This is a genomic window from Tenacibaculum piscium (assembly GCF_021390715.1).
Taxonomy (GTDB): domain Bacteria; phylum Bacteroidota; class Bacteroidia; order Flavobacteriales; family Flavobacteriaceae; genus Polaribacter; species Polaribacter piscius.
This window is the reverse complement of record NZ_JAJGWT010000008.1, coordinates 99,677-124,893: the sequence shown is the minus strand read 5'-3', so window position 1 is coordinate 124,893 and position 25,217 is coordinate 99,677. Positions and strand designations below refer to the sequence as shown.

Annotated in this window: 19 protein-coding genes and 1 other RNA gene; 13 read left to right on the top strand and 7 right to left on the bottom strand. The window is 31.3% G+C overall.

Annotated features, from left to right (window positions below):
- The first annotated feature begins 34 nt into the window (after nucleotides 1-34).
- The 6 genes from L0U77_RS09045 to L0U77_RS09020 all read left to right on the top strand — a co-directional run bounded on the left by L0U77_RS09045 (nucleotide 35) and on the right by L0U77_RS09020 (nucleotide 7,148).
- Complete coding sequence (locus L0U77_RS09045) at nucleotides 35-691, top strand: DUF4290 domain-containing protein (RefSeq protein ID WP_233885800.1); 657 nt, start codon at nucleotides 35-37, stop codon at nucleotides 689-691.
- A 76-nt stretch (nucleotides 692-767) separates the two neighbouring features.
- Nucleotides 768-2,081 (top strand): UDP-N-acetylglucosamine 1-carboxyvinyltransferase, encoded by a 1,314-nt coding sequence (murA, locus tag L0U77_RS09040; protein WP_233901053.1) that lies wholly within the window; start codon nucleotides 768-770, stop codon nucleotides 2,079-2,081.
- Nucleotides 2,082-2,190: 109 nt separating this feature from the next.
- Nucleotides 2,191-2,766, top strand: a complete 576-nt coding sequence (locus tag L0U77_RS09035; RefSeq protein ID WP_233898010.1) for a nucleotide exchange factor GrpE — start codon at nucleotides 2,191-2,193, stop codon at nucleotides 2,764-2,766.
- Nucleotides 2,767-2,862: 96 nt separating this feature from the next.
- A complete protein-coding gene (gene dnaJ / locus L0U77_RS09030; protein ID WP_101918313.1) occupies nucleotides 2,863-3,996 on the top strand; it encodes a molecular chaperone DnaJ in 1,134 nt (377 codons plus the stop codon).
- A gap of 320 nt (nucleotides 3,997-4,316) precedes the next feature.
- Nucleotides 4,317-4,626: RNase P RNA component class A (gene rnpB / locus L0U77_RS09025), an RNA gene on the top strand.
- Nucleotides 4,627-4,868: 242 nt separating this feature from the next.
- Nucleotides 4,869-7,148 (top strand): aconitate hydratase, encoded by a 2,280-nt coding sequence (locus tag L0U77_RS09020; RefSeq protein ID WP_101918312.1) that lies wholly within the window; start codon nucleotides 4,869-4,871, stop codon nucleotides 7,146-7,148.
- Between the two features lie 166 nt (nucleotides 7,149-7,314).
- Here the strand turns inward: L0U77_RS09020 and L0U77_RS09015 are convergent, their stop codons facing one another.
- Together L0U77_RS09015 and L0U77_RS09010 are read right to left on the bottom strand one after the other, a co-directional pair.
- Nucleotides 7,315-9,141 (bottom strand): DEAD/DEAH box helicase, encoded by a 1,827-nt coding sequence (locus L0U77_RS09015; protein ID WP_233898009.1) that lies wholly within the window; start codon nucleotides 9,139-9,141, stop codon nucleotides 7,315-7,317.
- A 175-nt stretch (nucleotides 9,142-9,316) separates the two neighbouring features.
- Entirely contained in the window at nucleotides 9,317-10,675 is a 1,359-nt protein-coding gene (locus tag L0U77_RS09010; protein WP_233862517.1) for a hypothetical protein, read from the bottom strand.
- 238 nt (nucleotides 10,676-10,913) lie between these two features.
- Between L0U77_RS09010 and L0U77_RS09005 the strand changes: the two genes are divergently transcribed.
- Nucleotides 10,914-12,533: an ABC-F family ATP-binding cassette domain-containing protein gene (locus L0U77_RS09005; protein ID WP_101918309.1), complete on the top strand. Its 1,620-nt coding sequence runs from the start codon at nucleotides 10,914-10,916 to the stop codon at nucleotides 12,531-12,533.
- Between the two features lie 623 nt (nucleotides 12,534-13,156).
- Here the strand turns inward: L0U77_RS09005 and L0U77_RS09000 are convergent.
- Nucleotides 13,157-13,693, bottom strand: coding sequence for an RsmD family RNA methyltransferase (locus L0U77_RS09000; RefSeq protein ID WP_101918308.1), 537 nt, complete (start codon nucleotides 13,691-13,693; stop codon nucleotides 13,157-13,159).
- Between the two features lie 168 nt (nucleotides 13,694-13,861).
- On the bottom strand, nucleotides 13,862-14,587 hold the full coding sequence (locus L0U77_RS08995) for a hypothetical protein (RefSeq protein ID WP_233885792.1): 726 nt from the start codon (nucleotides 14,585-14,587) through the stop codon (nucleotides 13,862-13,864).
- A 114-nt stretch (nucleotides 14,588-14,701) separates the two neighbouring features.
- Here L0U77_RS08995 and L0U77_RS08990 point away from each other — a divergent pair, with 114 nt between their 5' ends.
- Both L0U77_RS08990 and L0U77_RS08985 read left to right on the top strand, forming a co-directional pair.
- Nucleotides 14,702-16,126: an ATP-dependent DNA helicase gene (locus tag L0U77_RS08990; RefSeq protein ID WP_233898008.1), complete on the top strand. Its 1,425-nt coding sequence runs from the start codon at nucleotides 14,702-14,704 to the stop codon at nucleotides 16,124-16,126.
- 173 nt (nucleotides 16,127-16,299) lie between these two features.
- Nucleotides 16,300-17,007 (top strand): energy transducer TonB, encoded by a 708-nt coding sequence (locus L0U77_RS08985; protein ID WP_233899080.1) that lies wholly within the window; start codon nucleotides 16,300-16,302, stop codon nucleotides 17,005-17,007.
- Between the two features lie 102 nt (nucleotides 17,008-17,109).
- Here L0U77_RS08985 and L0U77_RS08980 read toward each other — a convergent pair whose 3' ends face one another.
- From L0U77_RS08980 to L0U77_RS08970, 3 genes are read right to left on the bottom strand one after another with little or no spacing between them, the layout of a single operon-like run.
- Nucleotides 17,110-18,201: a M42 family metallopeptidase gene (locus L0U77_RS08980; RefSeq protein ID WP_101918303.1), complete on the bottom strand. Its 1,092-nt coding sequence runs from the start codon at nucleotides 18,199-18,201 to the stop codon at nucleotides 17,110-17,112.
- A 46-nt stretch (nucleotides 18,202-18,247) separates the two neighbouring features.
- A complete protein-coding gene (locus tag L0U77_RS08975) occupies nucleotides 18,248-19,105 on the bottom strand; it encodes a lysophospholipid acyltransferase family protein (protein ID WP_101918302.1) in 858 nt (285 codons plus the stop codon).
- A gap of 60 nt (nucleotides 19,106-19,165) precedes the next feature.
- Entirely contained in the window at nucleotides 19,166-19,795 is a 630-nt protein-coding gene (locus L0U77_RS08970; protein WP_233900394.1) for an NUDIX hydrolase, read from the bottom strand.
- A gap of 140 nt (nucleotides 19,796-19,935) precedes the next feature.
- Here L0U77_RS08970 and L0U77_RS08965 point away from each other — a divergent pair, with 140 nt between their 5' ends.
- From L0U77_RS08965 to L0U77_RS08950, 4 genes are all read left to right on the top strand, one after another.
- Nucleotides 19,936-20,238 (top strand): hypothetical protein, encoded by a 303-nt coding sequence (locus L0U77_RS08965; protein WP_101918300.1) that lies wholly within the window; start codon nucleotides 19,936-19,938, stop codon nucleotides 20,236-20,238.
- 180 nt (nucleotides 20,239-20,418) lie between these two features.
- The gene (gene pheT / locus L0U77_RS08960) at nucleotides 20,419-22,845 is read left to right on the top strand and encodes a phenylalanine--tRNA ligase subunit beta (RefSeq protein ID WP_233862493.1); all 2,427 of its coding nucleotides are present in this window, start codon (nucleotides 20,419-20,421) and stop codon (nucleotides 22,843-22,845) included.
- Nucleotides 22,846-22,927: 82 nt separating this feature from the next.
- Nucleotides 22,928-23,959 (top strand): quinone-dependent dihydroorotate dehydrogenase, encoded by a 1,032-nt coding sequence (locus L0U77_RS08955; protein WP_193700179.1) that lies wholly within the window; start codon nucleotides 22,928-22,930, stop codon nucleotides 23,957-23,959.
- Nucleotides 23,960-24,588: 629 nt separating this feature from the next.
- Nucleotides 24,589-25,215, top strand: a complete 627-nt coding sequence (locus tag L0U77_RS08950) for a LysE family translocator (protein WP_233898006.1) — start codon at nucleotides 24,589-24,591, stop codon at nucleotides 25,213-25,215.
- Nucleotides 25,216-25,217: the final 2 nt, after the last annotated feature.

Sequence of the window (25,217 nt, the reverse complement as noted above, 5' to 3'; positions counted from 1 at the left end):
TTTAGAGTAAAAATAGGAGTAAACACAGAGAGAAATGACGTTTGATTTAGAATACAATTCAGAAAGAGACCACTTAATAATTCCAGAATACGGAAGACATATACAAAAATTAGTAAACCATTGTATCGCTTTAGAAACTAAAGAAGAACGAAATGTAATGGCAAAAGCAATTGTAGATGTCATGGGGAATTTACAACCACATTTGCGGGATGTGCCAGATTTTAAACATAAACTTTGGGATCAATTACATATTATTGCCGATTTTAAATTAGATGCAGTATCTCCATATGAAATTCCTTCGAAAGAAGAATTAACCGAGAAACCACAAAAAATGGCGTATCCAAAATCAGCGTCTAAATATCGTTATTACGGTAACAATATTCAGACAATGATAAATATCGCCTTAACTTGGGAAGAAGGTGAAAAAAGAGATGCATTGATATTTGCAATTGCAAATCATATGAAAAAATGTTACCTAAATTGGAATAAAGACACGGTCGATGATGCCGTTATTTTTAAACATTTATATGATTTATCTGATAAAAAAATAGACTTAAGAGAATCGAAAGAAATTTTATCTGAAAGTAAAAATTTACTCAGAAAACGTAGCAGTCAAGGACAATCAACAAATAAAAGTGCTTCAAAAACAAAATCAAATTACACCACCACAAATAAATACAGAAAAAAATAAGACGCACCTGTTTAAATTTGAAAACAGCTTATCAGCAACCAAAAAGAATAAAAAAGAATAAAAAAAAGAGAACTAAATGGCATCATTTAAAATAGAAGGAGGTTACAAACTTAATGGCGTAATCACCCCGCAAGGAGCAAAAAACGAAGCATTACAAATTATATGTGCCGTATTATTAACTGCCGAAAAAGTAATAATCAATAATATTCCTGATATTATTGATGTTAATAAATTGATTTTTATTTTAGGTGAATTAGGCGTTAAAATTGAAAAATTAAGTCCAAATTCATATAGTTTTCAAGCAGATACTATCAATTTAAAATATTTAGAATCTGCTAAATTTAAAAAAGACGGAAGCTCTTTAAGAGGTTCTATTATGATTGTTGGACCACTATTAGCACGTTTTGGAAAAGGATATATTCCACGCCCAGGAGGTGATAAAATTGGTCGTCGTCGCTTAGATACACATTTTGAAGGATTCATCAATTTAGGCGCAAAATTCCGTTATAATAAAGAAGAATATTTTTACGGAGTCGAAGCCGAAAATGGTTTAATCGGTACAGATATGCTTTTAGATGAAGCATCTGTAACAGGAACGGCAAACATTGTAATGGCAGCCGTTTTAGCAAAAGGAAAAACTACGATATACAACGCCGCTTGTGAACCTTATATTCAACAATTATGTAAAATGTTGAACTCCATGGGTGCTAAAATAACAGGTGTAGGCTCTAATTTATTAACTATTGAAGGTGTATCTTCTTTAGCAGGATGTAAACATCGAGTATTACCAGATATGATTGAAATTGGTAGCTGGATTGGTGTTGCCGCAATGACACGTTCTGAATTAACTATCAAAGATGTTAGCTGGGAAAATCTAGGACAAATTCCAAACGTATTTCGTAAATTAGGAATTCAATTAGAGAAAAAAGGCGATGATATTTTTATACCATCACAAGAAAGTTACGAAATTCAAAATTATATTGATGGTTCAATTTTAACAGTAGCCGATGCACCTTGGCCAGGTTTTACACCCGATTTATTAAGCATCGTATTGGTACTAGCAACCCAAGCAAAAGGAACGGTGTTAATTCATCAAAAAATGTTTGAAAGCCGTTTGTTTTTTGTTGATAAATTAATCGATATGGGCGCAAAAGTTATTTTATGCGATCCGCACAGAGCAACCGTTATTGGACATAATTTTCAATCAACCTTAAAAGCAACCAAAATGACATCGCCAGATATTCGTGCAGGAATTTCCTTATTAATTGCCGCCTTATCTGCCAAAGGAACAAGTATCATCAATAATATTGAACAAATTGATAGAGGATACGAAAATATCGAAGCCCGATTAAAATCAATCGGTGCTAAAATTGAAAGAATAGAAGATTAATAAAAAATAAACTAATAAAAATAAAAAAATCGTGTCAAGATGGCACGATTTTTTTATTGGCAATATTATTGATTAAAGTATGCTGAAGAAATTAAAGAAACTATTTACAATGAGTAAAGATCAATATACAAAGGAAGATGCATTAAAAGATGCTATCGATAAAGGGGAGTTAGATACAAACCAAGAAGAAACGCAGGAAAATAAAGAGGTTGAAGCAACGCAAGAAGCTGAAAAAGAACCAACAACTCAAGAGTTATTAGACGCAGAAAAAAATAAATATCTACGTTTATTCGCTGAATTTGAAAATTATAAAAAACGTACTTCTAAAGAACGTATGGAACTTTTTAAAACAGCAGGACAAGAAGTAATGTCAGTTTTACTGCCAATTTTAGATGATTTTGAAAGAGCTTTATCACATATTGATAACGATAAAGAAGCAGAAGAATTACGCAAAGGAGTATTATTAATTTATCAAAAATTAGTAAAAACGTTACAGCAAAAAGGATTAACTGCCATAGAAGTAAAAGCAGGTGATGCTTTTGATGCCGATGTACACCAAGCAATTACTCAAATCCCAGCACCTTCTGACGATTTAAAAGGAAAAGTAGTTGATTGTATCGAAAAAGGATACAAATTAGGAGATAAAATTATCCGCCATCCAAAAGTAGTAGTGGCAGAAGCATAAAATAATAAGTCATAGTAGCGTTTCAAGGCAATTGCTTTGTGTAGGAGAAGCTGTAAAATTGCTTCAAATTATTGAATATGACAGAATAGACTAGAAATGGCAAAACAAGATTATTACGAAATATTAGGTATTTCTAAATCAGCAACACAAGCTGAAATAAAAAAAGGATACCGCAAAATGGCAATAAAATATCATCCAGATAAAAATCCTGATGATAAAAGTGCGGAAGAAAAATTTAAAGCATGTGCCGAAGCATATGAAATCCTTAGTGATGAAAATAAAAAAGCACGTTACGATCAATATGGTCATGCAGCTTTTGATGGTCCACAAGGTGGTGGCGGCGGTTTCGGCGGTGGCGGTATGAATATGGATGACATATTCAATCAGTTTGGAGATATTTTTGGAAATGGAGGCGGTGGCTTTGGTGGTTTTGGTGGCGGTGGTCATCAACGACAAGCTAGAGTGAAAGGTTCAAATATGCGTATTCGTGTAAAACTAACCTTAGAAGAAATCGCAACAGGAGTAGAAAAGAAAGTAAAAGTTCGTAGAAAAGTTCAGGCAGAAGGCGTTACTTATAAAACATGTTCAACATGTAACGGTAGCGGACAACAAATGCGTGTTACAAACACCATTTTAGGGCGAATGCAACAAGCTGTTACTTGTAATACGTGTCAAGGAGCAGGTGAAATTATCAATAATAAACCTAACGGCGCAGATGCACAAGGTTTAATTGTTAAAGAAGAAACCGTTTCAATAAATATTCCCGAAGGAGTTAGCGAAGGAGTCCAATTAAAAGTTGGTGGAAAAGGAAATGAAGCACCAGGGAAAAATTCTATTCCAGGTGATTTATTAGTCGTTATTGAAGAATTACCACACGAAAACTTAAAAAGAGAAGGAAGTAATATTCATTACGATTTATATATTAATTTCTCCGAAGCTGTTTTAGGGGTTTCTAAAGAAGTAGAAACAGTAACTGGAAAAGTTAAAATAAAAATTGAAGCAGGAACGCAATCTGGTAAAATTTTAAGATTAAAAGGTAAAGGATTACCAAGCATAGAACGTTATGGAATTGGAGATTTTCTAATTCATATTAATGTTTGGACTCCGCAAGAGTTAACCAAAGAACAACGTAAGTTTTTTGAACAAATGCAAGAAGATGATAACTTCAGCCCAAACCCTCAAAAATCAGATAAATCATTTTTTGAAAAAGTGAAAGACATGTTTTCTTAATTTTCTTAAAATAAATATCAAAAAATTTTTAGGATAAAAATAAACAAGAAAAAATGGGGAAATCCCTTATAAAGCCTACTCAAAAATGAGTAGGCTTTTTTTATAAAATCTTCTTTAAAGTTACTCTTTAGTTAATTTAATGTTAAATAGTTACTTTTTTTTGTTTGTATCTTAAAAAAAGAAGTATATTTGCAGAGTCTAAGAGACGTTTTAGACACTTTTTCTTTTTCATAGCAATTTTCCCACTCAATTTATTGAGTGGGTTTTTTTATGAAAGAAGTGAGAATCTTTAACGTAAAAGAATATCAAAATAAAAAAATAAAGCAGACCAATCTTATCGACTTATATTTAGTATAAGTAGGAAAGTCTGGACACCAAAGAGTAGTATAGCGGATAGCAACCGTCCGACGTAAGTCGAGGACAAGTGCAGCAGAAAGTATGTACAGGTAAGGCTGTAGTGAAACCAGGTAAACTCTATACGGTGCAATGTCATGTACATTAGAGCTCGAGCGCTACTCGCGCGATTCTAAGGGGTAGGCAGATTGATTTTACAAGTAATTGTAAAACTAGATAAATGATAAGAGCCTTATTTATAAGGAACAGAATCCAGCTTAACGGTCTGCTTTTTTTACTTTTCAATAAAAAACCCTTAAAATAATTTTTATTTTAAGGGTTTCTTTTTTATTTGAAGTGTCAAATTTATCAACTTGATAAAAAACAAGCATTTATTTACGATTTTATTATCTATCTATCTTTTTTTCTGATTTTAATTATTTTATAATGACTAATTAACCAAGTTCTTTGTTTATCTTTTAAAAGTGAGTTAAAAACAGTACTTTTGTATAACAAAAATTAACTTAAAATAATATTATATGGCTTTTGATATTAACATGATCAAAGAGGTATATGCAAAGTTCGAAGCGCGTGTTACTGCCGCAAAAGAACTTACAGGAAAACCTCTGACACTTGCTGAGAAAATTTTATATACCCATTTATGGGACGGTAAAGCAACAACCGCTTTTAGAAGAGGTGTTGATTACGTAAACTTTGCGCCAGATAGAATCGCATGTCAAGATGCAACCGCACAAATGGCATTATTACAATTTATGCAAGCAGGTAAAAAGCAAGTCGCTGTACCTACAACAGTACATTGTGATCATTTAATACAAGCCAAAGAAGGAGCATCAACAGATTTAAAACATGCAAACCAAGTAAGTAGCGAAGTTTTTAATTTCTTAGAATCAGTATCTAATAAATACGGAATCGGTTTTTGGAAACCTGGAGCAGGAATTATTCATCAAGTAGTTTTAGAAAATTATGCATTCCCTGGAGGAATGATGATTGGTACGGATTCTCATACCGTAAATGCAGGTGGACTAGGAATGGTCGCTATCGGTGTTGGTGGAGCAGATGCCGTAGATGTTATGGCAGGAATGCCTTGGGAATTAAAATTTCCAAAATTAATCGGTGTAAAATTAACAGGAAAATTATCTGGTTGGACAGCACCTAAAGATGTTATCTTAAAAGTAGCAGGTATTGTTTCTGCAAAAGGAGGGACAGGAGCAATTGTAGAATATTTTGGAGATGGAGCTATTGGAATGTCATGTACAGGAAAAGGAACTATCTGTAATATGGGAGCTGAAATAGGAGCTACAACATCAACTTTTGGATACGATGAATCAATGGAGCGTTATTTACGTGCCACTGATAGAAGCGATGTTGCAGATGCTGCCAATGCGGTAAAAGAACACTTAACAGGAGATGCAGAAGTATATGCAAATCCTGAACAATATTTTGACCAAGTAATTGAAATCAACTTATCAGAATTAACACCTTTATTAAACGGACCATTTACACCAGACTTATCGACAAAAGCAGGTGCTGATATGACAGCTATTGCTAATAAAAATGATTGGCCTTTAAAAGTTGAATGGGGATTAATCGGTTCTTGTACCAACTCTTCGTATGAAGATTTATCAAGAGCATCATCAATAGCAAAACAAGCTTTAGATAAAGGATTGAAAATGAAAGCAGAATTAGGTATTAATCCAGGTTCTGAAAAAGTACGCTATACAGCAGATAGAGATGGTATCTTAACTATTTTTGAAAAATTAGACGCTAAAATATTTACCAATGCTTGTGGTCCATGTATCGGACAGTGGGCAAGATATAGCGATCCTAAAAATGCTCCGAAAAATAGTATCGTACACTCATTTAACAGAAACTTTGCAAAACGTGCCGATGGTAATCCAAATACACATGCTTTTGTAGCTTCACCAGAATTAACAGCTGCTATCGCAATTGCAGGTCGTTTAGACTTTAATCCAATGACTGATTCATTAATCAACGAAAATGGAGAAGAAGTTATGTTTGATGAACCAACAGGATGGGAATTACCTCCAAAAGGTTTTGAAGTAAAAGATGATGGATATTTAGCACCTCAAGAAGATGGAAGTACTGTGGAAATCAAAGTAAATCCAGCATCAGAGCGTTTAGAATTATTAACCCCTTTTACACCAATAGGAAATGATATTACGGGTGCCAAATTATTAATAAAAGCATTCGGAAAATGTACAACAGACCATATTTCTATGGCAGGACCTTGGTTGCGTTATAGAGGACATTTAGATAATATTTCAAATAACTGTTTAATTGGTGCGGTAAATGCTTTTGGTAAGAAAACTAATTTTATCAAAAATCAATTAACTGGTGAGTTTGGTGGTGTACCAGATGTAGCTCGTAAGTATAAAGCAGCAGGTATATATACCGTTGTTGTTGGGGATCATAATTACGGAGAAGGTTCGTCAAGAGAACATGCAGCAATGGAACCACGTCATTTAGGTGTTGCCGCTGTTATTGTAAAATCATTTGCACGTATTCACGAAACCAACTTAAAGAAACAAGGAATGTTGGGCTTAACTTTCGCAAACGAAGCCGATTATGACTTAATTCAAGAAGATGATACCTTTAACTTTTTAGATTTAAATGAATTTGCTCCAGCAAAACAATTAACTATAGAAATTGTTCATGCTGATGGTTCTAAAGATGTGATTAAAGTTAATCATACTTATAATCAAGGACAAATTGAATGGTATAATGAAGGTTCAGCATTAAACTTAATCAAAAAAGATAATGCGAAAGACAACGCATAACAAAAGTTATATTTTATAAATTAAAAACTCCAGATGAAAATCTGGAGTTTTTTTATGCCTTTCTATATTTTTTTAGATGAAATTTAAATAGACTCTCATAAATCAAAAAAACAGCCTAATTAATGAAAATTAGGCTGTTTTTTTATGCTATATAGATACTCTATAATTAATCTTTTCTACGTCTTCTTCCAAAACCTGAAGAAGCATTTCCGTCACCACTACTTCTTCTTGGAGAAGAAGAACCGCTATCGCTACGTCTTCTTGAATCACCACCGTTGCTTCTAGGAGCTCTGTCTCTAGGTGCTCTGTCGCTTCCGCCACTACGAGGTTTTCTTCCGCCGAATCCACCACCACGAGGTTTTCTTCCGCCACCACCGCCACCGCGATTAGATTTGGTAATTTCAATGTTTACAGATCTTCCGTTAAAATCAGCACCATTAGAACTAAAAGCTTCTAATGTTTGCTCTTCAAAGTTTTTATCTATTTCAAAGAAAGAAAAAGTATCTAAAATATCAATCGCTCCGATTTCAATTTTATCAGCAATTTTCTGATCGTTAATTAATCCGATTAAAGTTGCAGGATTTAACTTGTCTTTTCTTCCTAAGTTGATAAAGAAACGCGTCATGTTCTCATCATTAGCTCTAGCTCTTGAACTATCTTTATTAGAGATATCGTTTAAGTCATCAGATTTGTTATAGTAGGTTAAGAATTTGTTGAATTCTAAAGAAACAAACTTTTGAACTAATTCTTCTCTAGATAAATCTTCTAATTTTTCGTAGATACTAGGTAAAAATTCTTCAATTTGTTCGTTGTTAACCTCTGTAGCTTTTACCTTTTCAATTAAGTGCATTAATTGATTCTGGCAAATTTCTTTTCCAGTAGGTACTTTTTTAGCTTCAAATTTCTTTTTGATAATACGCTCAATAGAACGTAATCTACCTTTTTCTTTATTATTTACTAATACAATAGAGATACCTTTGTTACCAGCTCTACCAGTTCTACCACTACGGTGATTGTAGTTTTCAATTTGGTCTGGTAATTTGTGGTTAATTACGTGTGTTAATTCAGTAACATCCAATCCACGAGCAGCAACATCCGTTGCAACTAAAATTTGAATTGTTTTCTTACGGAATTTACCCATAACACTATCACGTTGTTGCTGAGATAAATCACCATGTAAAGCATCAGCACTATAACCATCTTTAATAAGGTTGTTAGCTACTTCTTGAGTTTCACGTCGTGTTCTACAGAAAATAATTGCGTAAATATCAGTATTTACATCTGCAATTCTTTTTAAAGCTTGATAACGAGTTCTTTCGTTTACTACATAGTATTCGTGAGTAACGTTATCAGAACCTTGATTTTTTTCTCCTGAAGTAATTTCAACAGGATTAGTCATATAGTTTCTAGCAATCGATTCTACTTCTCTAGGGAAAGTTGCTGAGAACAATAAAGTTTGTTTCGTTTCAGGAGTCGCTTCTAATACTTTATCAAGTTCATCTTTGAACCCCATATTAAGCATTTCATCAGCTTCATCTAAAACTAACCATTGTACGTTTCCTAAACGTAAAGCTCTACGATTTATTAAATCGACAGTTCTTCCTGGAGTTCCAACAACAATTTGAGCGCCTCTTTTTAAGCCTCTCATTTGTTCTTCAATATTAGAACCACCATATACGGTTACCACTTTTAACTCTGGTATGTATTTAGCGAAATCTTTAATGTTATTTCCTATTTGAACAGCAAGTTCACGAGTAGGAGATAAAATAATAGCTTGTGTATTTTTATCAGAAAAATCTATTTGTTCAATAATAGGTAAACTAAAAGCGGCTGTTTTACCAGTTCCTGTTTGAGCAAAAGCTTTTAAATCAGCCTTAGATGAAATAATCTGAGGAATTGCTTTTTCTTGAATTACGGTTGGTTTTTCGTACCCTAAATCTGTTAATGCTTTGTTGATAGGCTCTTTTAAGCCTAAATCTAAAAATGTTGACATATATACGTCTGTGTTCTTTTAGATTCACAGACGCCAGTATCTGTAAATCGGATTCTTAATTTGGACAATAGATTATATGGCTAATAATCTGGTAGTTAATAATCTAAACTTTATTTTGATTGAAAAATAAAATCCTGCAAATTTACATTAAATTAACCACATTAAAAAGCTTTATTTACTTTTTCTGTAAATTGCTTATCTGATTATTCACCTTGTTTGACGATAAACTAGTGTATCCATTTTTTATAACTCCCTTTTTATCAACCAGTACGATCCTTGGAAAGTTACTCGATGAAAAATTATAAACAGGGCTTTTTTTAGGTAAAGTATATTGATGTTTAACATCAATATCTTTGGTATAATTATTTTTTTTATCACATAAATTAATTACAATAAATGTGGCTTTTGGGTTATTTTTGATAAGATAATTCGTTCGAGAAGAAAGCCAACCAGCATCATTCGATTCATATTTGTAATCTTTAAATAGAATAACCGCATTTTTATCTTTTATAATTTTCAAAATAGATTGCTGTTCTTCAGAGGCATTTATTACCGTAAAATCAGGCAATTTATCGCCTGTTTTTAACAATTTAAGATCGTTAATTAAACGTTGTATATTTTTTTTGTGTTCAATATTTGAATTCAATTTAAAGAACGTAAAAAATACTTGTTCTTTATTTTGCTGATTTGGTTCGTTAAAAAAATGACGAATTACTGTATGATATAATAATTTGTTTTTTATCTCTTCAGAACCAACATTGGCATCAATATTATTTAATAAATCAACAATAAAATTGGCTGTTTTTCCTTTTTCAAGATAGACATCATTATAAAATTTATCGACTACAAAACCGTAATAAGGACTGAAAAAAATTAACGAATCCTTTTTAGTGTTGGTATTTTTGCGATATTCAAAATAAGAATCGACTAATTTTTGCGGGTTTTTTTTATTGAAATTACGAATCGCATATTCCTCTAAATTCGTGTAAATAGGGTAGAGTAACGCAATTTTTAAAATCTCTGAAAAATCATTAGAAAACGTTTTTGAATTCTTTTTATAGTCTTCAATGCGTTGTTCTTTCTTTTTGATAACCGTTTTTATTTCTGATAAAAATTCCTGTTGATTCAAGTTATAAAGCGATAAAAAATCTTTATTATCTTGTTCGGTTTGCAGAAAAGCTTCAATTAATAAATTATTTCGTTCAGCATCAATACCGCTAAAAACTAAAGATTCATCGAAATCCCACGTATTTAAACGCAGGAGTAAACTATCTTTTGGCTCTAGATATACATCTTGATATTCTGGTCCGTGTTGAAATTTATACAATCCTTTTTTAAAGGATTTATAACTTGCTAAAAAGCTATTATCTTTTTTTAAATAGATGGTATCCTTAAAGTTATAATTGTCTGACAAGATAATATAACTAACTTTTGGATTGATAATTTTACCGCCAAAATAAGTACGCTTTATTGTTTCTGATTCATTACAACCGATGAATAAAATCAATAAAAGGGAGGCTAAATATTTGGTCATATTTTTATGATTATCTTTATAAAGATATAAAGTACAAAAATAAACATCTCTATATAATATAGTTGTTAATTCGTTGTTAAAAGAATTGATTAAAAGAATCAAAATAGGCTATAAATAGCCTAAAACATTAAAAAAAGCTTCAAAAACAGGCAAATATAAGCGGATAAATAGTTCCTTACAAATTCTTTTTAAGCAAGGATATTTTATTACTTTTGTAGCCGAATTTAAAAAGCAATAAATGTTATCAGTTTCTAATTTATCAGTTCAGTTTGGTAAGCGTGTTTTGTTTGACGAAGTAAACACGAAGTTTACGCAAGGAAATTGCTACGGTATTATCGGAGCAAATGGAGCGGGAAAATCTACTTTTTTAAAGATTATATCAGGAGTACAAGAGCCAACTTCTGGTCAGGTTCATTTAGAATCTGGAAAAAGAATGTCAGTTTTAACGCAGGATCATTATGCTTTTGATGAGTATACCACGTTAGAAGCTGTTTTAATGGGGAATAAAGAATTGCATAAAATTAAAACGGAAATCGACGCATTATATGCCGATTATACCGATGAAAATGCAGAAAAAATAGGGGAATTACAAGTTCGTTTTGAAGAAATGGACGGTTGGAATGCCGATGCTGCGGCGGCAACATTATTATCAAACTTAGGAATTAAAGAAGAAGACCATTATACGTTATTAGCAGATTTAGATTCTAAGAAAAAAGTACGTATTTTATTAGCACAAGCCTTATTTGGAAATCCTGATGTGTTAATTATGGATGAGCCTACCAACGATTTAGATTTTGAAACTATCGCTTGGTTAGAGAATTTCTTGGCTAATTTTGATAATACGGTAATCGTTGTATCGCATGACCGTCACTTTTTAGATGCCGTTTGTACACATATTTCTGATATCGATTTTGCTAAAATTAATCATTTCTCAGGAAATTATACTTTTTGGTATGAATCAAGTCAATTAGCAGCAAAACAAAGAGCGCAACAGAATAAAAAAGCCGAAGATAAAAAGAAAGAATTAGAAGAATTTATTCGTCGTTTTTCTGCCAACATGGCAAAATCAAAACAAGCAACTTCTCGTAAGAAAATGATAGAGAAGTTAAATGTTGATGAAATTAAACCTTCTAGTCGTCGTTATCCAGCTATTATTTTTGATAGAGATAGAGAAGCAGGAGATCAGATTTTAAATATCGAAGGATTATCAAAAAGTTTTGAAGGGAAACCATTATTCGCCAATGTTGATATCAACTTAAATAAAGGCGATAAAGTAGCGATTATTTCAAAAAGTTCGAAAGCAGTTTCTACTTTTTATCAAATTATATCAGGAAATGAACAAGCAGATGCAGGAGAATATAATTGGGGAGTAACAACGACTCAATCGTATTTACCATCGGATAATTCTTCATTTTTTCAAAACGGAGAATTAGATTTAGTTGATTGGTTACGTCAATATGCACAAACCGAAGAAGAAAGAGAAGAGGTGTTTTTAAGAGGGTTTTTAGGGAAAATGATTTTCTCTGGAGAAGAAGCTTTAAAGAAAAGTAATGTATTATCAGGAGGGGAAAAAGTACGTTGTATGCTATCTCGAATGATGATGACAAGAGCCAATATTTTAATGTTAGATGAACCTACAAATCACTTAGATTTAGAATCTATTCAGGCATTAAACAACTCGTTAATTAACTTTAAAGGAACAATTTTGTTTTCTACACATGACCACGAGTTTGCACAAACCGTAGCTAATAGAGTTATCGAAATTACGCCAAAAGGAGTCATTGATAAGTATTCAACGTTTGATGATTATCTTGCTGATCCTAAGGTTAAAGAATTAAGAAAAAAGATGTATTCATAATATTTGAATTATATGTATAAACAAAAAAGAAGCTCCATATTAGGGCTTCTTTTTTGTTTATCATTCTCAAAACATTTTAGATACGATACGAGCGTGACGCTCGCACTAGCAAATTTTGGCAAATTCTACAAATCAGGCTAGCGCAAGCATCTTGCTTGTGCCGTTAAATCAAAACATATCATTCTCAAAACATTTTAGATACGATACGAGCGTGACGCTCGCACTAGCAAGTTTTAGCAAATTCTACAAATCAGGCTAGCGCAAGCATCTTGCTTGTGCCGTTAAATCAAAACATATCATTCTCAAAACATTTTAGATACGATACGAGCGTGACGCTCGCACTAGCAAGTTTTAGCAAATTCTACAAATCAGGCTAGCGCAAGCATCTTGCTTGTGCCGTTAAATCAAAACATATCATTCTTAAAATATTTTAGATACGGTACGAGCGTGACGCTCGCATTAGCAAATTTTGGCAAATTTTACAAATCAGGCTAGCGCAAGCATCTTACTTGTGCCGTTAAATCAAAACATATCAATCTTAAAATATTTCAGATACGGTACGAGCGTGACGCTCGCATTAGCAAATTTTGGCATGACAAATATTTAAAAAATCATCAAAAAAATTAAAGACTAAAAAAACTAAAAACATTTCCGCCATAACGCTTATCGTAACGATGGTTTGGATGCTGAGTTAAATCAGTATGTTTATCATGTTCAATAATTAACGTACCATCTTCATTTAAAAGCTGGCGTTCAAAAACTAAATCAGCAATTTTTAAAAACTTTTCTTGGTCGAAATCATACGGAGGATCAGCAAAAATAACATCTGATTTTAAGCCTGTTTTTTCTAAAAATTTATACACATCACTCTTGTAAGTATTGATGTCAAAATCTAATTCTTTTGCTGTTTCATTAATATATTTGATACAACCAAAATGTGCATCAACCGAATGAATAGTTGTTGTTCCTCGTGAAGCAAACTCATAACTGATGTTTCCTGTTCCTGCAAATAAATCTAATACAGCAATGCTATCAAAATAATAATCATTATTTAAAATGTTAAATAATGATTCTTTTGCCATGTCAGTTGTTGGACGTACGGGTAGTTTTTTAGGTGCAGAAAGGCGTCTGCTTTTATATTTTCCTGAAATAATTCTCATTAGCGTACTAGGATAAAATTAAAGATAAATTTAGAATAATTTACAAGATTACGGTATTTTAAGCAGAAATAAGTTATAAATAAAATAAACCATAAAAAAAATCCATCTAAATAAATAGATGGATTTTGTATAAATTATGTGTTTTTTAAATAGTTAAGAACTAAATATTTATTCAGAAACTTGTCCTTTGTCGTAAGACGGAGGCCAGTTACCACCAGTTGTAACATCTTCTAAAGAACCAACAGAAACAAATTTACCTTTAATTTGGTCTGTTTCTACAGCTTCTAATTCTTGTTTTACTAAAGAAGTAAGCATTCCTTTTAAAATAGCTGATTTTTCTACTTTCGCTTCAAAAACAGGAACAAATAATCCTGCAACTTTTTCAACTTTTCCTGTTGCTAATTCAAATTCTTTGTCAGTTCCAGGAACTTTAAACATTGTTTTGTAATCTTTTCCAGTAAAATATTTTGATACTGGTTCTGTACCAATCGTATCAATTTGCTTTTTAGATACCGTAACGAAAATTCCGCCACCTCTATCTACTTTTTCTTCAACGTTTGTCGTTTGAGTTAATACCAACTTCCCATTTTCAATAAAGTTGATTAAAGAATCTTTATTATTAGTGTAAGTTCTCTTAACTTCTTTATATTTTACTTCAGCATCACGAATTAACCTTAAATTGGTAATAACTTTGGCGTATCGAACTTCTTTTTCTTTAGCGAAATGGATAGGCTCCATAATCCCTGAATAAATTTTATACGTTAAAAATACAGTAGCTCCTAACAATAATATAGACACTAACCATCTGATTTTCAATGGCACGAACTTAACGATAAGCAACGCTAAAAGAATTGCAACTATAGTAGCTGCTAAAATCATTAATAATAAATTCATTTTTTTTGTTTTAAATATAGTTTCAAATATATGATATAGGCAAATTTACATTTTTTTTTGAATCATGAAAATATTTATCGATTAAATAGATTTATCTTTGCGATTATTTAAGATATGATAACATTAGCGTCTAAATTTTACGAAGAAGTTATAAAAGACTTTCCATATCAACCCACTTTAAAGCAAGATTTACTATTAGATAAATTAATACATTTTATTTTTGATACCAATGATAATTCTTTATTTTTATTAAAAGGATACGCAGGTACAGGAAAAACAACGATTATTAGCTCGGTGGTTCATAATTTATGGAAAGCGGGTAAAAAAGCTGTTTTACTAGCGCCTACAGGACGTGCTGCTAAGGTTATCGCTGGATATTCTAAAAAACAAGCGTTTACTATTCATAAAAAAATTTACTTCCCTAAAAAGCAAGGAAATGGCGGTATGAGTTTCGTAATGCAACCGAATAAGCACGTAAATACAACATTTATTGTTGATGAAGCTTCTATGATTTCTGATGCGCAACAAAATTCGAAACTCTTTGAAAACGGTTCTTTATTAGATGATTTAATTTCATATGTCTACTCAGGAAAAAACTGTAAAATTGTTTTTATTGGAGATACTGCACAATTACCGCCCGTAAAATTAACGATAAGTCCTGCTTTGGATGCCGATAAACTTTCGTATGAATTTAATAAAGAGGTTATTGAAATTGAATTAGATGAGGTTGTACGTCAGCAACAAAATTCTGGAATTTTAGCCAATGCGACCACTTTGCGTATGTTGGTACAACACGAAGCTATTGATTTTAAGTTTGATATTGAGTATCCTGATATTATCCGTTTGGAAGATAGTTACGATATTCAAGATGCGATAACCATGGCGTATGATGGCGATATTGGTGTAGAAGAAACCGCTTTTATTGTGCGTTCTAATAAAAGAGCAAATCAATATAATGAACAAATCCGAAGCAAAATTCGTGGACAAGAAAATGAAATTTCTACAGGCGATTACGTAATGGTTGTTAAAAATAATTACTTCTGGCTTAAAGAAAATTCATCGGCAGGTTTTATCGCCAATGGCGATATTTGCGAGGTAATGCGTATCAATTCGATAAAAGAATTATATGGTTTTAAATTTGCCGAAGTGGAAGTTCGTATGATTGATTATCCTGATATTCCCGCTTTTGAAACTGTTTTATTATTAGACACACTTTCAAGTGAAAGTCCTTCATTAACGTATGAAGAATCTAATAAATTATACGAAGCAATTAAAGAAGATTTTGCACATGAATCTAAATATAAGCAATTTATGAACATTAAGAAAAGTAAATTTTTTAATGCACTTCAAGTAAAGTTTTCTTATGCAATGACTTGTCATAAATCGCAAGGAGGGCAGTGGAATACTGTTTTTATAGAGCAACCTTATTTACCAGAGGGTTCAAGTGTTGCTTATTTACGTTGGTTATATACCGCAATCACTAGAGCGCAAAATAAATTATATTTAATAGGATTCAAAGATGATTGTTTTCTAGATTAATCTAGTCATTAATTTGATGATTTTTCCTTCTGAATACCTTTATAATGATCATTTAATAACAATTTGATAATATTGAAACTATTTTAATAGCTGTTTATGTGACTTTTATGAAAAAGTAGTGTCATAATAGTAGAGGTCTTTATTAAAAAGTCTTCACTATGAAAACTATTGTTATGAAAAATTTTATATTATTTATTTTACTTCTTACTTTCCAATTGAATTTTGCACAAACAACTGCTGTTTGTATTTCTGATGAAGAATCTTTATATGAAGATTTAAATGAAATTTCAGTGAAAAAATGCGAAATTGAAGAAGCTAAATCAAGTAAAAAAGTATCTCAAAAAGCACCTTTTAAAGCAATAAAAGCAACACATAATAAACATTATCAGAAAAGAAGAACTCGAAAAAATAATTTTATTGAAATTAATTCTTTCTCGAAATCGATACATTTAAGCGATGTAAAAAATAAAGTAACGAGTGTTAAAAGTAACATAACAGATATTGCTTTATCGTTAAAAACGATTGAAAATAATAAAATAATAGTTTCTTTTGCCCAAGTAGATGAAGTTCCTTCATTTCCTTTAAAACAAGAAAATGCCGATGCTTTTGATGATTTTAACGAAAAAATGACAGATCATATTGATGCGAATTTAATATATCCATCAGATGCAACAATTCATAAATTAAAAGGAATCGTAGCTGTAAATTTTATTATTGATATCAATGGTGATATTAAATCGATAAAAGCAAGTTGTGAAAATAGTGCGCTTTTAGAAGAAGAATCAATTCGAATAATAACGTTACTTCCTAAATTTATCCCAGGAAAACATAACGGAAATAAGGTGAATGTTTTTTATAGTTTTCAAATGGATTTTCACTAATCAATTTTTTGATACAAAATAAAACCTCTTTTTTAAACAAAAAAACAAGAGGTTTAAAAACCTCTTGTTTGAATTAATCTTGAATTAATATTTAAAAATAACTTATTTAAAATAAGAGAAATCTTCTCCGTCTTCTATTTTTAATAAACTTTCATAAATCATTTTAATGACATTTTCAACATCATCACGATGTACCATTTCAACCGTTGTATGCATGTAACGCAATGGTAATGAAATTAATGCAGAGGCAACGCCACCATTACTATAAGCAAAAGCATCGGTATCGGTTCCTGTAGCTCTTGATAATGCTGAACGTTGAAAAGGAATATTATTTTCTTGAGCCGTTTCGATAATTAAATCACGTAATTTTTGCTGTACAGCAGGAGCGTAGGCAATTACAGGACCTTTTCCAATTTCTAAATGTCCAGCTTTCTTTTGGTCAATCATTGGCGTAGTTGTATCATGAGTTACATCAGTTACAATCGCTACGTTTGGTTTTATTGTTTGTGTAATCATTTCAGCACCACGCAAACCGATTTCCTCTTGTACAGAATTAGTTATATATAATCCGAAAGGCAATTCTTTCTTGTTCTCTTTTAATAAACGAGCAACTTCTGCAATCATAAAACCACCCATTCTATTATCCAAAGCACGACATACAAATTTATCGCCATTTAAAATATGAAACTCATCAGGATACGTAATTACGCAACCAACATAAATTCCTAATCCTTCAACTTCGGCTTTAGTAGCACAGCCTGTGTCGATAAAAATATTATCAGGTTTTGGAGCTTCTTCATTTGCTTTATCTCTTGTGTGAATTGCTGGCCAACCGAAAACACCTTTTACAATGCCATTATCGGTATGAATATTTACAATTTTACTTGGAGCGATTTGGTGATCAGAACCTCCGTTGCGAATTACATAAATCAATCCCTCATCAGAAATATAATTTACATACCATGAAATTTCATCGGCATGTCCTTCAATAACTACTTTGTATTTTGCATCAGGATTAATAACTCCAACGGCAGATCCATAGGTATCTGTAATAAATTCATCAACATAAGGCGTTAGGTAATCCATCCAGATTTTTTGACCTTCCCATTCATATCCTGTAGGAGCAGCGTTATTTAAATATTTTGCTAAGAAATCTATTGACTTCTCGTTTAAAATTGATTTGTTTTTAGCCATAATTTCTGAATTTTCTGATTTATTTTTATAGTTGTTATTTAATTTTTTATTCTTTTTCTACGTCTTTTTTCTTTTTTTGATTTTCTTTATTATGATCATCAACTCCCCAAAAGCTACGTTTTTCAATAAACTCTTCTTGTTCTTTGAGTTGTTTTGGTGTCAATACTTTTAAAAATGAAGGATGTTGTTCAATGGCATATTCAATTTTTTCGATAATACTTGCAACTTCTTCATTTTCATAATCAATTTCTAACGGTTCTTTAATAACCATTGATTGTAAAACATTTCGCTTTTTGATAACCAGTCCTTTTTTATCAAAAGAACGTCTAAAGCCATCAATAACAATAGGTACTACAACGGGTTTATAAGTTTTGATAATATGAGCTGTTCCACGACGAACAGGTTTAAAAGGCGTAGTTGTTCCTTGTGGAAAAGTAATTACCCAACCATCGTCTAAGGCTTTGCGAATGTTCGAAATATCCGACATTTTTACTTGCCTTTTTACATCTTTTCCTTTGCTTCTCCACGTTCTTTCTACGGATATAGAGCCTGCATAGGCAAATATTTTAGGCAATAATCCTGCACGCATCGTTTCTCCAGCGGCAATATAATAGATGTTCAATTTTGGATTCCATAAATATCCGATATTTTTAAGCGTATCATCACGTCCTTTTAAAGCCGCGTTAAAAACGTGAAACATCGCCGCAACATCAGCAAAATACGTTTGATGATTCGAGATAAATAATACATTTTTATCAGGAAGATTTCTTAAAATATCCGAACCTTCAATTTGTAGTTCATTAAATTTCCGATAGCGACCGTGGGAAACAATACCAAGAAGTTGAATAAGTAATCTTTTTAAAAATAAGAGATGTCCGAAAGGATTCCTTTTGAATAAAGGCATTTGTAGTTGTTTTTTAAAATAATAGCTAAATTACAAAAGAAATAGAAGATATAGAAAATATTACTGTTTTAATAAATCTTTAATTTCAGATAATATCATTGCCGTTGCTCCCCAAACAATGTAATTGTTTAATTTAAAGCAAGGTACTTCCTCTTTTTTCATATATGAAGTTTCCATTTCTTTTGATGTTATATTGGCATCATTTAATAAATCACTGATTAAGATTTCAAGAATATGTGCTACTTCATAATTTTTTTTGAATACAGGTTTTTGCATTGTAACGCCTATAAATGGTGTTACTAAAAAATTACTAGGCGGTATATACGCATCAGAAATAGGACGGATAATTCTAATGTCATCAGAAAAAACACCAACTTCCTCAAAGGTTTCCCTTAAAGCGGTTTCTTCAAGATTCGAATCTTTTTTCGCTGTTTTTCCTCCAGGAAAACTTATTTGAGCTGAATGTGCACCTTTATAAGTAGCTCTCAAAGTTAATACAAAATGAGTTTGATTATTTTCATCAGGATAAAACAATGCCAAAACAGCCGCTTTTTTAGGATTCCTAAGAGCAATTAATTCTTCAGAAAATTGAGTTCTTATTTTAGGAGCAAGCTTTAATTGAGAAGATAAACCACCTAAAATCGTATCTTCTAAAGCAATTATTGCAGTATTGAAATCATCAAAATTCATATAAATAGTTGGGTTTTAAAAAAGAGATGCACTTGTTTTATATCTTATAACTGAACATCAAAATAAAGATAAAAAAATAAGTAACGATATAAAATGGCTCAAAATTTGATTTATCAAAATAAATTAAAATAATATTTTAAATGGAAGAAAAAGAAGAAAAAAATAAATATATAAAATTATTGCTAAGTATCTTGTTTGATGGAATTGGTTTACTATCATTTGTAATTCCTGGTGTCGGAGAATTTATTGACGTAATCTGGGCTCCTTTATCCGCTTTTTTAATCAAAAGAATGTACAAAGGAACGAAAGGGAATGTTGCCGCAACACTATCTTTTATAGAAGAAGCTCTGCCTGGATTAGATATTATTCCAACCTTTACCTTAACATGGATCTATACTTACATAATAGCATCAAACAAAAAAATAGCAAAAATAACGCAATAAATCTAAATGAAAATCTGAATAAATAGTAACGCCTGTTATAAAAAGTTATTTTTTATCAATATATATAAATTAGCAAATAATTAAAAGTCAGTAAGTAAGCAGTAAGGGAAGTAGTATCTAAAAAGAACATCGTTTTTTACTTTATTTTCCTTAAATTTGTCAGCTCAAATTAGAGTGACTATGAAGATATCATACAATTGGTTAAAACAATTTTTACAGACAGACTGGGAAGCTGAAAAAACAGGAGAACTATTAACAGACTTAGGTTTAGAAGTAGAAGGAATTGAAACAGTAGAAAGCATCAAAGGAAGCTTAAAAGGCATCGTAGTTGGTGAAGTAAAAACATGTATAAAGCACCCAAATGCAGATACGTTAAAAATAACGACTGTCGATTTAGGTGACGGACAACCTGTACAAATAGTATGCGGCGCTCCAAATGTAGACGTAGGACAAAAAGTGCCTGTAGCTACTATCGGAACAACATTGTATGATGATAAAGGAACTCCTTTTAAAATTAAAAAAGGGAAAATTAGAGGCGAAGAAAGTTTCGGAATGATTTGTGCCGAAGATGAACTTGGTTTAGGAAAAGGACATGACGGAATAATGGTCTTAGATTTTGAAATCCCTACAGGAACTCCTTGTGCTGAGGTTTTTAAGATTGAAACAGATGCTGTTTTCGAAATTGGTTTAACACCAAATCGTGCTGATGCTATGAGTCACTTTGGTGTCGCTCGTGATTTGCGTGCAGGACTGATTCAACAAGGAACAAATTTAGAATTAATTTCACCATCAGTTTCTGATTTTCATGTCGATGAACGCACACAAAAAATTGATATCGAAGTTGAAGATAAAAATTTAGTGCCTCGTTATTGCGGAATTACTATCACCGATATTGAAATAAAAGATTCACCTGAGTGGATTCAAAATAGATTAAAAGCCATCGGTATTACACCTAAAAATAATATCGTAGATATTACAAATTATGTTTTACACGAATTAGGACAGCCTTTACACGCTTTTGATGCCAATAAAATAAGAGGAAATAAAGTAGTCGTAAAAACCTTAGAAGCAGGAACAAAATTTACAACCTTAGATGAGGTAGAAAGAGAATTAGCCGCAGATGATATTATGATTTGTGATGCTGATAATAATCCGCTTTGTATTGCAGGTGTTTTTGGCGGTTTAAAATCGGGAGTTACCGAACATACAACCACGATTTTCTTAGAAAGTGCCTATTTTAATCCTATTTCAGTTCGTAAAACAGCTAAAAGACACGCCCTAAATACCGATGCTTCTTTCCGTTTTGAAAGAGGAATTGATATCAACCTAACAGAATACGCCTTAAAACGTGCCGCTTTATTAATCGAAGAATATGCAGGCGGAAAAATGTCTTCCGATGTTTTAGACTTTTATCCGAAGAAAATAAAAGATTTTGAAGTATTCTTATCTTTTGAAAATACCTATAAATTAATAGGACAAGAAATTCCAAAAGAAACGATTAAAAATATTTTAGCTTCTTTAGAAATTAAAATGAATAGCGTAACCGAAGGAGGTTTAGGACTAATTATTCCTTCTTACAGAGTTGATGTGCAGCGTGAAGCCGATATTATTGAAGAGATTTTAAGAGTCTACGGATACAATAATATTGAATTTTCTCATAAATTAAATACGTCCATTTCTTTTGATAGCGATAAAGAAGTTAAAATTGAAAATATTGTTGCCAATCAATTAACAGCCTTAGGATTCAACGAAACGATGGCAAATTCTTTAACAAAAGCCGATTATGTTGCGTTGTCTGAAGATTTAAATGAAACGCACAATGTAGAAATGCTAAATCCATTAAGCAATGACTTGAAAGTAATGCGTCAATCATTGTTATTTAGTGGTTTAGAATCGGTATCTTATAATATCAATAGAAAAAATAATGCCCTGAAATTTTATGAATTTGGTAAAACATATCATAAATATGAAAGCGGTTATCAGGAAGATAAACATTTAACATTATTCGTTACAGGAAATAGAACAAAAGATAGTTGGAAAGTTGCAAATCAAACATCAGATTTCTTTTATCTAAAAGGGATTATCGCTAGTTTATGTAGCCGATTAGGACTTCAAAACTTAAAAACATCGCCTGTAAAATCAGCTATATTTTCTGAAGGATTAACCTTGAGTTTAGGAAGAACCAAATTCGTAGAATTTGGAGTCGTTAACCCAACTATTTTAAAAGAATTTTCAATCAAACAAGAAGTTTTATTTGCTGATTTTAATTGGCAAAATATATTAACTTTAGTCGGAAATAAGAAAATTAAAGTAACTGAATTACCAAAATTTCAATCAGTAAAAAGAGATTTAGCGTTATTGTTAGATGATACAGTAGAATTTAAAGAAATTTATAATCTTTCTTTTCAATCAGAAAAGAAATTATTAAAAGAAGTCGATTTATTTGATGTATATCAAGGTGATAAATTACCCGAAGGTAAAAAATCATACGCTGTAAGTTTTGTTTTACAAGACGAAAATAAAACACTAGCAGATAAACAAATTGATAAAATAATGCAAAAATTACAGCTAACATTCGAAAAGAATTTAAATGCTGTTTTAAGATAATTTTAAAGCTCCAATATTTATTGGAGCTTTTTTATGTATTTATTTTTAATAAAAATAGTAAAATAAAAAACGTATATATAATATGTACAAATCAATAATACGCCCAATTTTCTTTCTTTTTGATCCTGAAAAAATTCATTACTTTACTTTTTCATTAGTAAAAACAATGTCTAAAATTCCATTTGTTCCAGCTATTTTTAGAAATTTATATCAAGTAAATGATAAAAAATTAGAACGAAATGTATTCGGGTTGACCTTTAAAAACCCTGTTGGTTTAGCAGCTGGATTCGATAAAAATGCCGTACTATATAATGAGTTGGCAAATTTTGGGTTCGGTTTTGTGGAAATAGGAACCGTAACACCAAAAGGACAAACAGGAAATCCGAAGAAAAGATTATTTCGCCTAAAAGATGACCAAGGAATTATTAATCGAATGGGATTTAATAATGAAGGACTCGAAATTGCGATCGAACAATTGAAAAAAAATAAAGGTAAAATTATTATCGGAGGAAATATCGGGAAAAATACCGACACCGCTCCAGAGAATTATACCCAAGATTATGTAACCTGTTTTAAAGGATTACATCCGTATGTAGATTATTTTGTGTTAAATGTAAGTTGTCCAAATGTAGGAAGTCACGCAAAATTAGATGATGTCGGATATTTAAAAGAACTAATTACCGAAGTTCAAAAAATTAATGCCAAACAAGAAAAACAAAAACCAATTTTATTGAAAATTGCTCCCGATTTAAATAATCAACAATTAGATGAAATTATTGAACTCGTAGCACAAACAAAAATTGATGGCGTTATTGCTTCCAATACTTCTGTTGATAGAACAAACTTGAAAGCTACAGAAAATCAATTGAAAGAAATTGGAAACGGTGGTGTAAGTGGTCAGCCAGTAAAAGAAAAAAGTACCAAAGTCATTAAATATTTAGCCGATAAATCGAACAAAGCATTTCCAATTATCGGAGTCGGAGGAATACACAGCGAAAAAGATGCCCTAGAAAAAATAGCAGCAGGTGCAGATTTAATCCAAATTTATACAGGATTTATTTATGAAGGACCAAAATTAATTAAAAGAATTAATAACGCAATTTTAAATAAATAAAATTAGTATCACGGTTATTTAATTTTCATAATTAGAAAAAATCATACCTTTAAAAATAAAATCAAAGAAGTAATTTTTAGAAGTTACTTCTTTTTTTACGCATCGTTTTATGAGTCTGTTTAAATTTGTAAAAAAAAATATAGTCGCAAAAAATGACGGAAAGGGAAATGACAGCAAGGGGTTGAAACCCCTTGTTAAAAAAAATAAAATAAGTCAAAGGAATTTTATTTTAGTTTCTCATCCTTATTTTTCACACAGTTTTTAGCTTTGTGTTTTTTGTCAATGATTTTATTAATTCTAGTTTTGTCAATTCGAGTGATTTTAATGAATAAAAGGAATTAAAATTGTATCGAGAATTTGAATTCTTTTATATTGATGAATTTTAATTGACTTTACTATTAAATAAGTTCTCGATACCATTTTTTTGAAGGAAAAAAATCACTCGAACTGACAAGTAGGTTCTTACAAAATTAAATAAATAAAAATATAACTTTAAGGCATAAAACGAAACCAAGTAAAAAGACTTAGCCCTGATTGAAGCAATTGTTTGAGCTCTTTTTTGATTTTTCTTCAAAAAAAGCGAGTGCGGAAAGCGGGAAATAGCTCCCCAAAAAAAAATCCAAAATTAAATGTTTGAAACTCTAAGCTCTTTTATAATCGCTTCTGCAACTTTAGCAATTTCTCCTGGTCCTGACAATATTTTTGTGCTTTCACAAAGTATCGTACACGGAAAAAAATATGGCCTAGCAACCGTTTTTGGATTGATGACAGGATGTGTTGTGCATACAACATTAGTAGCCTTCGGAATGTCTGAAATTATACAACAAGAACCAACCTTGTTTTTTATAATCAAGTTATTTGGTGCAAGCTATCTGCTATACTTAGCCTATCAAGTTTATAAAAGTGATGCGAAAATCGCTTTTTCAACAGAAAAATCAACAGAAAATATTCCTGAAAAATCAACCCTGCAATTGTTTAAAAAAGGATTTTTTATGAATGTCTTAAATCCTAAAGTTACTATTTTTTTCTTAGCCTTTTTTCCGCAATTTCTGTTCTCTAAAACCATAGAAACAATTATTCAATTTTATATTTTAGGCGGTTTATTTATCCTAATCTCTACATTAGTGTTTTCAGGAATCGCTATTTTAGCTGGAGAAATATCAGCAAGTATCAAAAAAAACGCCCAAATAGGTGTGTACCTAAAATGGGCGCAAATTATTGTTTTTCTAGGAATCGCAATCTTGATTTTATTCTAATC

Coding starts and splice junctions, on each gene's coding strand:
- L0U77_RS08955 (WP_193700179.1), top strand. CDS start 22,928: ATGTACAAATCAATAATACGCCCAATTTTCTTTCTTTTTGATCCTGAA.
- L0U77_RS09020 (WP_101918312.1), top strand. CDS start 4,869: ATGGCTTTTGATATTAACATGATCAAAGAGGTATATGCAAAGTTCGAA.
- L0U77_RS09005 (WP_101918309.1), top strand. CDS start 10,914: ATGTTATCAGTTTCTAATTTATCAGTTCAGTTTGGTAAGCGTGTTTTG.
- L0U77_RS09035 (WP_233898010.1), top strand. CDS start 2,191: ATGAGTAAAGATCAATATACAAAGGAAGATGCATTAAAAGATGCTATC.
- L0U77_RS09000 (WP_101918308.1), bottom strand. CDS start 13,693: ATGAGAATTATTTCAGGAAAATATAAAAGCAGACGCCTTTCTGCACCT.
- L0U77_RS08980 (WP_101918303.1), bottom strand. CDS start 18,201: ATGGCTAAAAACAAATCAATTTTAAACGAGAAGTCAATAGATTTCTTA.
- L0U77_RS08975 (WP_101918302.1), bottom strand. CDS start 19,105: ATGCCTTTATTCAAAAGGAATCCTTTCGGACATCTCTTATTTTTAAAA.
- L0U77_RS08965 (WP_101918300.1), top strand. CDS start 19,936: ATGGAAGAAAAAGAAGAAAAAAATAAATATATAAAATTATTGCTAAGT.
- L0U77_RS09045 (WP_233885800.1), top strand. CDS start 35: ATGACGTTTGATTTAGAATACAATTCAGAAAGAGACCACTTAATAATT.
- L0U77_RS08950 (WP_233898006.1), top strand. CDS start 24,589: ATGTTTGAAACTCTAAGCTCTTTTATAATCGCTTCTGCAACTTTAGCA.
- pheT (WP_233862493.1), top strand. CDS start 20,419: ATGAAGATATCATACAATTGGTTAAAACAATTTTTACAGACAGACTGG.
- L0U77_RS09010 (WP_233862517.1), bottom strand. CDS start 10,675: ATGACCAAATATTTAGCCTCCCTTTTATTGATTTTATTCATCGGTTGT.
- L0U77_RS08995 (WP_233885792.1), bottom strand. CDS start 14,587: ATGAATTTATTATTAATGATTTTAGCAGCTACTATAGTTGCAATTCTT.
- dnaJ (WP_101918313.1), top strand. CDS start 2,863: ATGGCAAAACAAGATTATTACGAAATATTAGGTATTTCTAAATCAGCA.
- L0U77_RS08970 (WP_233900394.1), bottom strand. CDS start 19,795: ATGAATTTTGATGATTTCAATACTGCAATAATTGCTTTAGAAGATACG.
- L0U77_RS09015 (WP_233898009.1), bottom strand. CDS start 9,141: ATGTCAACATTTTTAGATTTAGGCTTAAAAGAGCCTATCAACAAAGCA.
- L0U77_RS08990 (WP_233898008.1), top strand. CDS start 14,702: ATGATAACATTAGCGTCTAAATTTTACGAAGAAGTTATAAAAGACTTT.
- L0U77_RS08985 (WP_233899080.1), top strand. CDS start 16,300: ATGAAAAATTTTATATTATTTATTTTACTTCTTACTTTCCAATTGAAT.
- murA (WP_233901053.1), top strand. CDS start 768: ATGGCATCATTTAAAATAGAAGGAGGTTACAAACTTAATGGCGTAATC.